Source organism: Lysobacter changpingensis (assembly GCF_017308985.1).
Taxonomy (GTDB): Bacteria; Pseudomonadota; Gammaproteobacteria; order Xanthomonadales; family Xanthomonadaceae; genus Lysobacter_J; species Lysobacter_J changpingensis.
In genome coordinates this window covers 25,878-40,323 of sequence record NZ_JADWPE010000001.1, presented here as the reverse complement: position 1 = coordinate 40,323, position 14,446 = coordinate 25,878, and the positions used below count along the sequence as shown (strand labels likewise).

At 67.1% G+C, this 14,446-nt stretch carries 13 protein-coding genes; 10 read left to right on the top strand and 3 right to left on the bottom strand.

Going from position 1 to position 14,446, the window contains the following annotated elements; translation table 11 throughout:
* Nucleotides 1-99 precede the first annotated feature (99 nt).
* The gene (locus tag I4U41_RS00200) at nt 100-498 is read left to right on the top strand and encodes a hypothetical protein (RefSeq protein ID WP_206858343.1); all 399 of its coding nucleotides are present in this window, start codon (nt 100-102) and stop codon (nt 496-498) included.
* A gap of 119 nt (nt 499-617) precedes the next feature.
* Here I4U41_RS00200 and I4U41_RS00195 read toward each other — a convergent pair whose 3' ends face one another.
* From I4U41_RS00195 to I4U41_RS00185, 3 genes are all read right to left on the bottom strand, one after another.
* Nucleotides 618-893, bottom strand: a complete 276-nt coding sequence (locus tag I4U41_RS00195; protein WP_206858341.1) for a DUF2249 domain-containing protein — start codon at nt 891-893, stop codon at nt 618-620.
* Nucleotides 894-984: 91 nt separating this feature from the next.
* On the bottom strand, nt 985-2,223 hold the full coding sequence (locus I4U41_RS00190) for an alginate export family protein (protein ID WP_242524929.1): 1,239 nt from the start codon (nt 2,221-2,223) through the stop codon (nt 985-987).
* Nucleotides 2,224-2,297: 74 nt separating this feature from the next.
* Entirely contained in the window at nt 2,298-2,738 is a 441-nt protein-coding gene (locus I4U41_RS00185) for a CopD family copper resistance protein (RefSeq protein WP_206858339.1), read from the bottom strand.
* Nucleotides 2,739-2,964: 226 nt separating this feature from the next.
* Between I4U41_RS00185 and hemN the strand changes: the two genes are divergently transcribed.
* The 9 genes from hemN (at nt 2,965) to I4U41_RS00145 (ending at nt 14,430) form a co-directional block, all read left to right on the top strand.
* Complete coding sequence (gene hemN / locus I4U41_RS00180) at nt 2,965-4,362, top strand: oxygen-independent coproporphyrinogen III oxidase (RefSeq protein ID WP_206858337.1); 1,398 nt, start codon at nt 2,965-2,967, stop codon at nt 4,360-4,362.
* Between the two features lie 19 nt (nt 4,363-4,381).
* Nucleotides 4,382-5,137 carry a helix-turn-helix domain-containing protein gene (locus tag I4U41_RS00175; RefSeq protein WP_206858324.1) on the top strand — a complete coding sequence of 252 codons (756 nt, stop codon included), beginning with the start codon at nt 4,382-4,384 and terminating at the stop codon, nt 5,135-5,137.
* Nucleotides 5,138-5,737: 600 nt separating this feature from the next.
* A complete protein-coding gene (locus I4U41_RS00170) occupies nt 5,738-8,011 on the top strand; it encodes a nitric-oxide reductase large subunit (protein WP_206858321.1) in 2,274 nt (757 codons plus the stop codon).
* Between the two features lie 317 nt (nt 8,012-8,328).
* Nucleotides 8,329-9,558 carry an NnrS family protein gene (locus I4U41_RS00165; protein ID WP_206858318.1) on the top strand — a complete coding sequence of 410 codons (1,230 nt, stop codon included), beginning with the start codon at nt 8,329-8,331 and terminating at the stop codon, nt 9,556-9,558.
* Between the two features lie 10 nt (nt 9,559-9,568).
* A complete protein-coding gene (locus tag I4U41_RS00160) occupies nt 9,569-9,964 on the top strand; it encodes a SirB2 family protein (protein ID WP_206858316.1) in 396 nt (131 codons plus the stop codon).
* Nucleotides 9,965-9,972: 8 nt separating this feature from the next.
* A complete protein-coding gene (locus I4U41_RS18475; RefSeq protein WP_255541955.1) occupies nt 9,973-10,095 on the top strand; it encodes a hypothetical protein in 123 nt (40 codons plus the stop codon).
* 58 nt (nt 10,096-10,153) lie between these two features.
* On the top strand, nt 10,154-10,408 hold the full coding sequence (locus tag I4U41_RS00155) for a DUF2249 domain-containing protein (RefSeq protein ID WP_206858314.1): 255 nt from the start codon (nt 10,154-10,156) through the stop codon (nt 10,406-10,408).
* Nucleotides 10,405-11,673, top strand: a complete 1,269-nt coding sequence (locus tag I4U41_RS00150) for a hypothetical protein (protein WP_206858313.1) — start codon at nt 10,405-10,407, stop codon at nt 11,671-11,673. The genes I4U41_RS00155 and I4U41_RS00150 overlap by 4 nt, the downstream gene beginning before the upstream one ends.
* Nucleotides 11,674-11,745: 72 nt before the next feature.
* Entirely contained in the window at nt 11,746-14,430 is a 2,685-nt protein-coding gene (locus I4U41_RS00145) for a type VI secretion system Vgr family protein (protein ID WP_206858311.1), read from the top strand.
* Nucleotides 14,431-14,446: the final 16 nt, after the last annotated feature.

Sequence of the window (14,446 nt, the reverse complement as noted above, 5' to 3'; positions counted from 1 at the left end):
CATGTCCAGCGGTATCCTGTGGTGGCGTTCGCGAGGGGAACACTGCGCGGCGTATGCAATCCGGGATCGCGCTTCACGATGTCTTCGAGAGACACGCAAATGGAATTTGTAGTCGGCCTCTCTTGTTTCCTCGCCTTGATCGGCCTGGTCATGCTGCTCCTGTGGAGCATCGAGCGCATCGAAGCGCGGCTCAGGCGCACGGCGCCACGACTGTTCAACAGCTGGTTGCAGCTTCATGCCATCGCAGCGCTCATGCTCGTGGTGGCCTGCATCATCGTCTGGCCGGCGCCCGGCCAGGCGCTGACGTTCAACGTGCTTGTCGTCCCGATCATGGCGGCGAGCCTTGCGTATCTGGCGCCCCTTGCCTTCGGATTGGTTGTTGCCATCCACACTCCGGACGTGCTCGTGGGACTGATGGTGTCGGCCTGCCGGCACGTCCGCGAACGCGCGGCGGGCTGGCGCCGGCATGCTCGGGTGATCGTTAGCCGGCATTTGTAGCCCGGGTAAGCGAAGCGCACCCGGGGCTTTTCGCGAGAGGTGCCATCCTGCGTTCCCCCGGGTGCGGCGTTCGGCCTTACCCGGACTACAAGGGCGAACGCTTCATCGCGAAGCCCGCCTCACCCACACCCCGCAGGCGGCAACGCCCGCGTCGCGCCATCGTTCTGCGCCACGACCGTGAAGTCGATGATCACCACGCCGTGTTCGCGCTGCAGGTATTCGACGCGCACCGCCTCACCGTAGCGCTGCTCCATCTGGCGCAGCAGCGGAACGGGGTCGTGATCGTTGAAGAAGCGCATGGTTTCGCCGGGGGTCAGCGCGTCGAGTGCGCCGAAGATCGCCGCATGGCGGAAGCGCTTGCCGATGCCGCGCGCGTCGAAGGGATACATGTTCATCGATCGGATCCGCTTGGGATGGAGAGGTAATTCGCGCACCGCGCGGAGCGCCGGACCTTGACGCAGGTCAAGCGCTTGCGATTGGCCGAGGTCAATGGCTGTACTGCAGCTGCAACCACGCCTTGTCGGTATCGACGGTGAAGGCAACATCGTCCGAGCGGTAACGCGCGAGCTTCCCCAGCACCGTCAGGCGCGGCGACCACGGCAGGCGATGCTGGTACGAGAGATCGAGTTCGCTCCCGTAGTCCGCACCGCCACGATCGGCGATGAAGTCGTGGAGGCACGCCTGCACGCTGCCGCCCCACAGCGGTGCGGTGACGCCGATGTAGCGGTCTTCGATGCCGCCGGCCGGCGTCGTGAGGAACTGGTCCGCCCAGCCCTGGAATGCATGCCGCGTGCCCAGCGGCGTCTGGAACGCGCGGTTCCCGCTGCCCGTTCCGCGCCCCGCGCCGAGCTTTTCGTAACCCGCGCGGAGTTGGACCTTGTCGATTGCATGGCCCAGTTCGGCAAGCACGTAACGACTGTCGAGTTGCCACGGATTACCGTCGTTGTCCTTCTGCCGGGCGAACTCGACCGCATAACTCCACGCGCCCGCGCGGCCGCTGGCGCGCAGGCCGGTGGTGATGCTGGACAGCGTGCCGAGCGGCGCGTTCGCGGTGACGGCGACGTTGTCCAGTTCGAGCCGGTACTGATACGCGGTGAAGGCGAGCGCAGGGAACAGCTTCGCCTGCACGTTCAACAGATGGCTGCGGCCTTCGTAATCGGCCGGGTTGGTCGCGTTGGCGTGGCGGTCGTCGGGGCCGAACACGCTGTCCACGTCGTCGACGTAGCTGTACCAGAACGCGAGTTTGTCCGCCGGCTTGAACTGCAGCGATGCCGCATCGAAGGTCTGTTCGTTCTGCCGCCAGCCGACGCCGCCGATGAAGCGCTGGTTGTCGAGGTTGATGCGCTGCCGGCCGAGGATCACCGCGGCGGTGTCGCTGTCGAAACGCAGCAGCGCCTGGTTGAAGCCGGTGCCGTCGGGGTCGGGCACAGCCGCGTACGCGGTGCGCCCGTTGCGCGTGCTGTTGAAGCGTTCCGCGCCGAGGTGGCTGACGTTGTCCACTTCCACCAGGCCCGACCAGCCCGCGACGCGTGCGCTGCGGTAACCGATGCGGGTGCGCAGCGTCTGCGCGTCGGCATTGCGCAGCGCGTTGTCGGGATCGACGTGCTCGAAGCGGTAACGCATGTCGAAGATCGGCTGGTCGCGGTCGGATTCCGCGTGCACGGGCAGCGCAAGGAATACCGCGAGCGCAAGCGGCGCGGCGGCGAAGCGGGACGCGTGGAGCATGGCGAAGTCTCGTGAGGTGGAATCGTGGCCACGGCGCCGCATCGACGCGGCGCGCGGGCGGAAACGGGAATGGATCACCAGCCGACGTGGAAGAGCGCCTTCGCCAGCAGTACGATCACGACCACGTGCGCGAACACGCTCAGGTGCAGGCAGCGCGACGTGCGTCCGCGCAATCGTCCCCGGCGACGCAGCCGCATCGCGCACAGGAAGTGGCCGAACACGCTGATCGCCAGCGCGATCTTGATGCACAGCAACGTGCCGGGCGCGGAGTCCAGCGGGTGCGCGAGCAGCGCGCGGTACTGCCACGCCAGCGCGATGCCGGCGGCGTACAGCAGCGCGAGCACCCAGGGCATCAGCCGGCGCGTGCGGTCGCCGATGGCGCGTTCGATCGCGGCGAACACATCCGGCGGCACCTTCCGGCGCACCGCGTGCATGACCAGCACTTCGAAAAACACCGTGCCGACGAACACGAACGCGCACAGCAGGTGGATCGTCAGGATCACGTAGTACGGCATGGCATCGCGTTTCCCCGTGGCGGCCCGCGATGCGCCGATGGGCGCCGGTCCGCGACGGCGACAGCATCCGCGCGCCCTGTTCAGGCGGACATGATCCAGGTCAAGCCGGATGCGATCTCCGCATCGGATGCTGCCCCGGGGGCCATGAGCGGCCTTCCGCGAGGGGCGACACGTTCTCCTTGACCGAAATCAAGGCACGGTTTTATGGCGCCGCTAGGCTGCGTCCATGGCCACTTCGTCCATCCTTTTCGATTCCGAGCTGCTGGGCCGCTACGACCGGCCGGGGCCGCGCTACACCTCGTATCCGACCGCGCCGCAGTTCCGCGCGGATTTCGGCGCGACCCAGCTGCGCGAGGCTGCCGCGCTCACCAACGGCGATCCGATCCCGCGCCCGCTGTCGCTGTACGTGCACGTGCCGTTCTGCACCAGTCCGTGCTTCTACTGCGGCTGCAATCGCATCATCACGCGCGACAAGGCGCGCGGCGAGGCGTACCTGACGCGCCTGTACCGCGAGGTCGGCATGATGTCGACGCTGTTCGACCGCGACCGCCAAGTGGTGCAGCTGCACTTCGGCGGCGGCACGCCGAACTTCCTCGCGGCGGGGCAGATCGCCGAGGTGGTGGACGTGATCGGCAACCACTTCGCCTTCGCCGATGCGCAACGGCGCGAATGCTCGATCGAGCTCGATCCGCGTTTCGTCAGCCCCGACGACATCCACACGCTGGCGCAGGCCGGGTTCAATCGCGCCAGCCTGGGCGTGCAGGACTTCGATCCGGTGGTGCAGAAGGCGGTGAACCGCATCCAGGGCGTGGAGGAGACGCTTGCGATCATCGACGCCTGCCGCACGCACGGCTTCCGTTCGGTGAACGTGGACCTGATCTACGGCCTGCCGTTGCAGACACTGGGCGGCTTCGACCGCACGCTCGAAATCGCGCTGCAGGCGCGGCCGGACCGCTTCGCGATCTACAGCTACGCGCACCTGCCGAAGCTCTTCCGGCCGCAGCAGCAGATCAACGCCGAAGACCTGCCGTCGCCGCACGAGAAGCTGCGCCTGTTGCAGCGGGCGATCGAGCGGCTCGGCGCGGCCGGGTACGTCTACATCGGCATGGACCATTTCGCGCTGCCGGACGACGACCTTGCGCAGGCACAGTCGCGCGGCGATCTGCATCGCAATTTCATGGGCTACACGACCTGCGCCGACACCGACCTGGTCGGCCTGGGCGTGAGCGCGATCAGCCACGTCGGCGCGAGTTTCAGCCAGAACCCGCGCGACCTGCCGAGCTGGGAGCGCGCCATCGACGAAGGACGCCTGCCGGTGTGGCGCGGCATGCACCTGGACGAGGACGACCTGGTGCGGGCCGACGTCATCCAGCAGTTGATGTGCCTTGGCGAGATCGACATCCGGCAGACCGAGCGTCGGCACCTGATGGACTTCCGAGACTATTTCGCACACTCTTGGCCGCAACTGGAGACGCTGGAAAGGGACGGGCTGGTGGAACTGTCTTCACGCGCCGTACGGGCCACGCCCCGGGGCCGGCTGCTGTTGCGGGTGCTGGCGGCGTGTTTCGACCGCTACCTCGTCCCGCAGGACGGGGCGGTGACCCAGTTCTCCAGGACCGTCTGACGTCGCGATCGGGCAGGGCATGAGTTCCGGGATCGTTTTTCCGCGCACCGATTCATCGATCATCGCCGACGACGGCGACTCGCTGACCTTCTGTTCCACCTGCGCGTTCTCGCAGGCGTGCCTGTCCGAAGGCATGGACAAGAGCGCGCTGATGGACCTGCACGTGCTGGTCGAACACGTCGGCCCGCTGCACGCGGGCGAGCACGTGTTCCGCGAAGGCGATGCGTTCGGCGCGATCGCGGCCGTGCGCGCGGGCACCGTCAAGACCTACATGCTCGATTCGGACGGACGCGAGCAGGTGCTCGGTTTCCACCTGCCGGGCGAGGTGATCGGGTTGAACGCCGTGCATGAAGATCGCTACCCGTGCAACGCGGTGGCGCTGGACACGGTGATGCTGTGCCGGTTCTCGTTCCCGCGCATCGCGATGCTGGCCACGCGCCTGCCGTACCTGCAGCGGCACCTGTTCCGCCTGATGAGCCGCGACATCGGTGTGGCGTCGCTGTTCGCCGGCGATCATTCCGCCGATGAGCGCATGGCGGCGTTCCTGATCGGTTTCTCGCGCCGCCTCGCGCAGCGCGGGTTTTCGCCCAGGCGCTTCCAGCTGACGATGTCGCGCACCGACATCGCCAACTACCTGCGCCAGGCGCCGGAGACCGTGAGCCGCGTGCTGCGCCGGTTCGAACGCGACGGGCTGGTATCGATCAAGCAGCGGGACGTCGAAATCCTCGACATGGCGCGGCTGGAAGCCATGGCGCTGACCGTCCTGCGCCACTGACCGCCGGTCGCCGTTGTAGCCCGGGTAAGCGAAGCGCACCCGGGGGCCGTCAAGGTTTGCCTCGCGGTGACGTGGCAATCCCGGGTGCGGCCTTCGGCCTTACCCGGGCTACAAAAGCGACGCACTGCGGGGCCGTTGTAGCCCGGGTAAGCGAAGCGCACCCGGGGGCCGTCAAGGTTTGCCTCGCGGTGACGTGGCGACCCGGGTGCGGCCTCCGGCCTTACCCGGGCTACACGAGCGGCGCACTGACAGGGCACTTGTAGCCCGGGTAAGCGAAGCGCACCCGGGGGCCGTCAAGGTTTGCCTTGCGGTGACGTGGGGACCCGGGTGCGGCCTCCGGCCTTACCCGGGCTACAAAAGCGGCGCACTGCGGGGCCGTTGTAGCCCGGGTAAGCGAAGCGCACCCGGGGGCCGTCAAGGTGTGCGTCGCGGTGACGTGGCAATCCCGGCTGCGGCCTTCGGCCTTACCCGGGCTACAAACGCGGCCGTCCCGCGTCGATCTCCGCCGACTGCGAAACATTCGCATTGCACTTGATCTGCGTCATGTCGTAGGCGGGTGCCGCCGGCCGAACATGCCTCCGTTTTCCACGGAGTGCTGACATGAATTCGACCCGAAAGTTGTGGGTGGGGCTGGCGACCCTGCTCATCGCTTCGTTCGCCGTCCTGCTATGGGTCGGCAGCGAAATCCACCGCCAGTCGCCACCGATGCCCGAACAGGTGGTCGGTCCGGAGGGCGAAGTGGTCTTCACGCGCAAGGACATCGAGACCGGCCGCCAGGTGTGGCAGTCGATCGGCGGGCAGCAGCTGGGCTCGATCTGGGGCCACGGCGGCTACGTCGCGCCGGACTGGAGTGCCGACTGGCTGCACCGCGAAGCCGAGGCGGTGATGGACGTCTGGGCGAAGCGCGAAGGCGGCGTCGACAGCTACAGAAAGCTCGAGCCCGGCATCCGCGCGACCTACGAGGCGCGCGTGCAGGCGCTGCTGCGGCCCAATACCTACGACGAGGCGACGAAGACGATCCAGCTGGATGCCGATCGCATCGAGGCGATCCAGGCCGTCGCGTCGCACTACACCAGCCTGTTCGGCAACGATCCGGCCACGGCGGAACTGCGCGAAGCGTATGCGATGCGCAACGACACGATTCCCGACGCCGAACATCGCCGCAAGCTGACCGCGTTCTACTGGTGGACGTCGTGGGCGGCGGTGACGGAGCGCCCGGGTTCGGACATCACCTACACGGCGAACTGGCCGGCCGACGACCTCGTCGGCAACAAGCCGACCACCGGCGCGTTCGTGTGGACGGTGTTCAGCGTGTTGTTCCTGATCGCCGGCATCGCGCTGCTGGGCTGGCATTACGCGGTCAACCATGGCGAGGAACTGGCGCCGACGTTGCCCAAGACCGATCCGCTGGCGTCGATCAAGGTGACGCCGTCGATGAAGGCCACCGCCAAGTACTTCTGGGTGGTGATCGCGCTGTTCCTCACGCAGATCCTGCTCGGCGCGATCACCGCGCACTACCAGGTCGAAGGCCAGCAGGCGTACGGCTTCGCGCTGGCCGACGTGCTGCCGTACTCGCTCACGCGCACCTGGCACACGCAGCTGGCGGTGCTGTGGATCGCCACCGCGTGGCTCGGCATGGGGTTGTACATCGGGCCGGCGATTTCCGGGCATGAGCCCAGATTCCAGCGATTGGGCGTCAACCTGCTGTGGGTGTGCCTGCTGATCATCGTGGTCGGCGCGTTCGCCGGGCAGTGGTTCGCGGTGATGCAGAAGCTCGGCCTGGAACGCAATTTCTGGTTCGGTCACCAGGGCTGGGAATACGTGGACCTGGGCCGCTTCTGGCAGTGGTTCCTGTTCATCGGCCTCGGCCTGTGGCTGACGCTGGTGGGCCGCTCGCTGTGGCCGGCGATCAGGGGCGGCGGCGAGTCGCGTTCGATCGTGGTGCTGCTGTTCCTGTCCACCGTCGCGATCGGCCTGTTCTACGCGGCCGGCCTGATGTGGGGCGAGCACACCTCGCTGTCGATGGTCGAATACTGGCGCTGGTGGGTCGTGCACTTGTGGGTGGAAGGGTTCTTCGAGGTCTTCGCGGTCGCGGTGATGTCGTTCCTGTTCACGCGCCTGGGCCTGCTGCAGGTGAGGACGGCGACCATCGCGGTGCTGTTCGCGACCATCGTGTTCATGGCCGGTGGCGTGCTCGGCACGCTGCACCACCTGTACTTCACCGGCACGCCGACGGCGGTCATCGCGCTGGGCGCGAGCTTCTCCGCGCTGGAAGTGGTGCCGCTGGCGTACGTCGGTTTCGAGGCCTACCAGAGCTACAAGATGGGCAAGGCCACGCCGTGGATGCAGCGCTACCGCTGGCCGATCATGTTCTTCATCGCGGTGGCGTTCTGGAACCTCGTCGGTGCGGGGCTGTTCGGCTTCCTGATCAACCCGCCGCTGTCGCTGTACTACATGCAGGGCCTGAACCTGACGCCGACCCACGGCCACACCGCGCTGTTCGGCGTGTACGGCATGCTCGGCATCGGCTTGATGCTGTTCTGCCTGCGCGGCCTGAAGCCGGACGTGGAGTGGAACGAGAAGGTCCTGCGCACCAGCTTCTGGGCATTCAACATCGGCCTGGCCGGAATGGCGGCGTTCACGCTGCTGCCGCTGGGCATCCTGCAGCTCAATGCGGCGCTCGACCACGGTTACTGGTACGCGCGTTCGGCCGAGTTCATGCAGCAGCCGATCGTCGACCTGCTGGTGTGGATGCGCGTTCCGGCCGACACGATCTTCAGCGTGGGTGCGCTCGCGCTGGCGTGGTTCGTCTTCCGCCTCTGGGTGGCGCCGCGGCGAGTCGCGGCACCCGCGGTGGAGCCGGCCCGGGCTTGATCCGGAGTGGGTTCATCGGTTCGCCCGGTCGGCTTCGGCCGGGCTTTTTTCAGGTTTTTTTGAGCCCCTCTCCGAGCGAAAGCGGGTTGGGGCGATGGGCAACGGAGGGATACCGCCGATCTGCCGTTGCATATCCAAACTGCGCCGTTGCTTTTCGCGCGACCAAGAGCAAGTGGTTTCTGCAGCTGGAAGGACGAACAAGGCGCGAAACACGTGACAGCGTGGATCCCGGCCTTCGCCGGGACGACGGCCTCGGATTGCGCATCCGCCTGACCTGCGTCAAGGCGAAAACAGATCGCCACGCCGACACTCCCCCCATGCTCCAGAAAACCGCCGAAACCGCCCTCTCTCCCCGCCGCCTGGCGCAGGCGCCGCATCGGCTGATGTTCTTCATCGGGGCGGGGAATGTCCTGCTGGCGATGCTGTGGTGGGCGCTGTGGCTGGCGTCCACGCGCTGGCCCGACACCTTCGCCATGACGCCACCACCGGTGCCCGCCGGCTGGCTGCATGCATTCGTGATGCAGTACCTGGTGCTGCCGAGCTTCATCTTCGGCTTCCTCCTCACCGTCTTCCCGCGCTGGATGGGCCTGCCGGACCTGTCGCGCTGGCATTACCTGCCGGTTGGGGCCGGATTGATGGGCGGGCAGCTCGCCATTCTCGTCGGCGCGTGCGGCTGGGACGTCGGTTTCCTTGTCGGCCTGCTGATGGCGACGGCGGGCTGGACCGCCGGCGTCGTCATCCTCTGCACGCAACTGGTGCGGGAGAAGGGCGCGACGTGGCACGCGCGCTCCTGCTTCGCCGCGCTCGTGCTGGGATGGCTGGGCCTGGTGGCGTTCGCCGGCTTCGTGCTCGGCGCCTCGCCGATGTGGGCGATGGCGAGCATCAAGCTCGGCACGGTCGGCCTGCTGTTGCCGGTGTACGTGACCGTCGCGCACCGGATGTTCCCGTTCTTCGCCGGCAACGCGGTGCCCGGTTACAAGCCGTGGCGTCCGATGGGATGGCTGGCGATCGTGTGGGCGCTGCTGATGGCGCATCTGGTGCTGGAACTCACCCACGCCTACGCGTGGCTGTGGCTCGCCGATCTGCCGCTGCTCGGCGCGAGCGCCTACGCACTATGGCGCTGGTGGCCGCGTGGTCGCATGCCGGGGCTGCTCGCCGTGCTGTTCATCGGCACCGCGTGGCTGCCTGTCACCTTCGCGCTGTATTCGGTGCAGAGCCTGCTCTACGCGACGACCGGCGCTTTCGAACTGGGCCGCGCACCGGCGCACGCGTTGTTCATCGGCTTCTTCGGCAGCCTGCTGGTGGCGATGGTCACGCGCGTGACGCAGGGACATTCGGGCCGGCCGCTGGTGATGCCTCCGGTGGCGTGGTTCGCGTTCGTCGCGGTGCAGGTTGTCGCGGCGATGCGCGTGGCAGCTGAACTCGCGCCCGATGCGTACGCGTGGCATGTGGCGGCGGCGATCGGCTGGCTGGTGGCGTTCGTGCCGTGGGTGACGCGCCTGGGGCGCATCTACCTGTCGCCGCGCGTGGACGGCAAGCCGGGATGAGGACGCTTCGATGATCGAGTTCTATCCGCAGATCAAGCTGGCGCACATCGCGGCGATCGCGTGCAGCGGCGCGCTGTTCCTTCTGCGCGGCTCCTCCGCGCTGGCCGGCCTGCGCTGGCCGATGACGGCGCCGGTGCGTTACCTCAGTTACACCATCGACACCGTGCTGCTCACCGCCGCGATGATGCTGCTGACGATCCTGCCCGGCGCGCTGTTCGCGAACGGCTGGCTGCTGGTGAAGGTCGCGCTGGTCATCGCGTATGTCGTGCTGGGCATCCTCGCGATGCGATCGCGGCGCACACGCACGCGCGTGGCGATGTTCGTGCTGGCGCTGCTGACGTACGCGCAGGTGTACGCCATCGCGCGTGCGCATCACCCGCTGGGCGTTCTCTATTTCTGGACCTGAGGTGAGCCATGGATCAATCGCTCGAACATTTCGATCCGGCATCGGAGGGCTTCGCGATGATCGTGGAATCGCTGGAAGCGGCGGGCGTGTCGCTGGAGGCGGATCCGCGCGATGGGATCGATGAGGACTGAGTCGGGAAAGGACGGCACACGCGATGCTTCTTCAAATCCCGAATTCCGAATCTCCGACATGCCCACCCTCGACCTGCGCCACCTCGCACCGCCGGAACCGATGGAGCGCATCCTCGCGGCCGTCGGATCGCTGGGCATCGGCGAGTCGATCGAAGCGTTGACGCCGCTGTATCCGACGCCGCTCCTGGCGATCCTTCAGGCAGACGGTTTCCACACCGATGTCGCACCGGATGAAGGCGGTTTCCGCGTGCGCATCACCCGCGCGCAAGCGCACGATCCCGGCGAACGGGGCAGGGGACGCGACCACGCGTGAGCGGACTGGCCATCACGCAGGCGCCGACGGCGAGCACGCCGCTGCGCTTCCTGGTTGCGTCCGTGCTGTGGGGCATCGTCGCGGGCGCGTGGATCGCATGGCACGGCGGCGACGGATTCGCGTCGCGCTGGACGCCGGCGACGGTCGTGCTGGTGCATCTGCTCACGCTGGGCGTGATCGGCAACGCGATGCTCGGGGCGCTGACGCAGTTCCTGCCGGTGGCGGCGACGAGCCGCTTCGTCGGCGCGCGGTTCGTGCCCGCGTTGCACGTCTGTTTCAACGCGGGGCTGGCGGCATTCGCGTTCGCGATGACGCGCATGTCGACGTCGATGATGCACGTCGCGGCGGCCTTGCTGGGCGGATCGCTGATCGCGTTCGCCGCCCTCGCGTGCGTCTCGTTGTGGCGCGGAACAGGGGCGCGTTGGCTGCGTGCCGGCATCGGCGGGTCGATGTGCGCGCTTGCGATCACCGCCACGCTCGGCGTCGTGGCGCTGCTGACGCTGGCGGGGCGGTTCGCGTTCGACCTGGGCGGGCTCGTGGACGTGCACGCGTCGCTCGGTGCGATCGGCGCGGTGCTTGCGTTGATCGCCGCGATCGGTGCCGTCACGCTGCCGATGCTGCAGGGAACGCGCAACCCGCCGCCGTGGATGCTGCCCGCGTGGATGTGCTCCGTCGCGCTCGGCCTGGCTTTCGGCGCGTGGCGGCGCGTAGAAGGTAACGGTGTGGTGCTGGCATTCACCGCGACGGCGGCAACGTGCACGCTCGTCGCGACGTCGCTGTGGCTGCAGGCGCAGGCGCGGCTCCGGCGCAATCCGACGCTCGTGGTGTTCTGGGCGCTCGGAACGATCGCGCTGTTCGCCGCGGCCGTGTGCATGGCCGCGCCGCTGCCGGCGGGCATCGATGGCGCGATGCTGGTCGGCACGCTTGCACTGGCGATCGGATTCCCGTTCCTCGTCGTCGGGATGATGCTGGAGATCGCCGGCTTCCTCGCCTGGATCCACCTGCGCCGCGTCGTGCCACGCGGCCGCCGCGTTCCCGGCGTCGGCACGCTGATGCCAGAGCGCGACAAGCGCCGCGTGCTGCTCGCCCACGTGCTTTCGGGGGCGTCGTTGATCGCTGCGATGTCGTCGCATCGGTGGCACGCGGCGGCTGGACTCGCCTTCGCATCTGCGTGGCTGGTCACGCTCGCCGCGTGGATGCGTTGCGGCCAGCGCGTGCGAGTGGCGCATCGGGATTGCGAGGACACAATCGCCAGTTGTGACTGAGGCTTAATCCCATTGCTTGACCACCGTGTGTGGGCCGAGTCTTGCCGCGGCCCACTCATGGAAGACGTACCGATGGCAAATCGCTCGGACCTGCGGTTCAGGATTCACTTCGACGCAGATGTCGCGCTCGATGTGGTCCGTTTCGATCTCGAAGAAGGCCTCTCCAGGCCGTTTCGGCTCAGCCTCGAACTGTCGAGCGAATCCGATGACATCGACCTCGATGCGGTGCTCGACACCGAGGCCACCTTCGCCATCGAGTGCGACAGTCATCCGGTCCGCAATCTCCTCGGTGTCTGCACGATGTTCGAGCGTTGCGAGACCGGCTTCAGGCGCACCCGTTATCGTGCGGTGATCGAACCCGCGCTTGCGCGGCTCGGGCTATGGCATGGCAGCCAGATCCATCAGCAACAGACCGTCCCGGACATCCTGCGTGAACGGCTGGCTCAACGTGGTGTGCAAGCCCGCATCACTGCGTTGCGATCCCACGAAACCCGCGAGTACTGCGTCCAGCATCGCGAAACCGAACTCGGATTCGTGTCGCGGCTGGCCGCTGAAGAGGGCTTCGTCTACTACTTCGATCCGCGCCAGCATTCGCAGCTGGTACTGACCGATCAGCTGATCTCGGGGCCGCGTCTGCCCGGAGCGGATGATATCGGCACCGTGGCATACCAGCCGAACCCCGGCGGCGATGCCGGTGAGCCCCGACTCTGGCACTTCGGCCTGCGCCGCCAGCTCGCGCCGACGCGGACCGTGCAGCGCGACACGACGTTTCGCAATCCCCAGTATTCGCTCGAACATCGCAGCGATGCGCGGGATGGAGTCGGTGAGTTCGAGCACTACGACGCACTGGGGAGGTACAAAAGGGACGAAGTTGGTAAACCCTTCACCGCTACCAGGCTTCAACAACTGCGTACCGGGTCCACGATAGCAACGCTGGAGGGCGACGACGCGCGCCTCTGGCCCGGACTGAGCTTCCTGCTAGAGGACCACACCAGTGACGCGATCAACCGCGATTGGCGCGTGATCGCGATGCACCACAGTGGCGAACAGGCGGTCTCGCAGGAAGAGGAAAGCGCTGCCGCGAGCACCGGCACTCACTATTCCTACACCGCGCAAGCGGTTCCCGGCGACATGGAGTGGCGACCGGCGCCGCTGCCGCGCCCTGTCATGGACGGGCCCCAGGTCGCGCTGGTCGTAGGTCCGGCGAATGAGGAGGTGCACGTCGACCCGCAAGGCAGAATCATGGTGTGGTTCCCTTGGGACCGGGCGGGTGAACGCGACGGGGCGAGCTGCTGGATTCGCGTAAGCCAGGATTGGGCCGGTGCCGGATACGGAGGCATGCTTCCGCCGCGAGTCGGACATCAGGTCATCGTCAGCTTCATGGACGGAGACCCCGATCAGCCGGTCGTTACCGGGAGAGCCTACACGGAGCGCAACCTGCCCCCGTACAGACTTCCTGCGCTGAAGACGCTCAGCACGCTGAAAAGCAAGGAACACAAGGGCGGCGGCTACAACGAGTTGCTGATCGACGACACCACTGGCGAGTTGAAGACGCAACTCCGCAGCACGCATGCGTCGACGCAACTCACGATGGGATACATCACGCATCCGCGCGAGCCGGATGGGCGCGGCAAGCCACGCGGTGAGGGGTTCGAACTGCGCACCGACGCGGCCGGCGCGGTGCGTGCCGCGCGAGGCCTGCTGTTCACCGCGTTCGAGCGCGCCAACGCGGGCAGCGGCCAGCTCGATCAGCGCGAACTGCTGGAGTGCGCTACGGCGTTGGTCGACCTCATCAGAACGCTGACCGGAACCGCAGGTCAACATCAGGGCTTGTCGCCCGAGAGCGGCCCCAGCGAAGGGCTTCTGGATGCGGTGGACAAGCTCGGCGCTGGCGCGAACGATCGCAAGGGCGAAACAGGCGCAAAGTCTATCCTCGCCGCGACCGCGCCCGCCGGACTCGTGCTGGCGACTCCAGCAAGCATGCTGCTCGGTGCCGGGCAGGCGGTGGACTGCGTTGCGGAGCGCGACCACTCCACCACTGCGGGAGAGCACGTACGCATCACCGCAGGCAAGGGCATCGCGCAGTTCGCCGTCGAGGGCGGCATTCGCCATATTGCCCACCAGGGCGAGTTCGTCGTGCAGGCGCAGAGCGACAGCATCCGTGTCCAGGCCGATCAGAGCATCGAGATCAGCGCCAGCGAGAAACACATCCAGATAGCCGCCAAGGAAGAACTGCGCCTGCTGTGCGGCGGCGCCTGCATGACCATGCGCGACGGCGACGTCGAATTCGTGTTGCCCGGAACGTTCACGGTCAAGGCGACCGAATTCCACAAGATCGGCCCGGACAGCAGGACCGTTCCGTTCCCGGATTTCCCCATCACCAGCCGCCTGCCCATGCGCCGCACCATGCGCCTCACGCTCGGTGCGCTGCCGGGCTTCATCCAGGGATACGAAGGCGAGCCCTACCGCTTGTTCGCCGACGGTGCGCTGCTGGATCAGGGGCTCGCGGACGACCGCGGGACCATCAAGTGGGAGCACAAGGACGGCACGCAGACCTACGCCGTGGAGCTCACGACCGGGCAGCGCTTTGAGATCGATGCGCTCGAGTCCTTCTCCGACGACAAAGAGGAGCGGGCGCAGCAGCTCCATGCCAACGAAGGGCGGCATCCGTATGAACACGAGGGCGAGGAGCCCATGGGCGAGGAGTTCCAGGGGAAGAACTTTGGCGCTATCTGGACGAAAGGGAGTGGAGAGTGATGGCAGACGGAAGTGA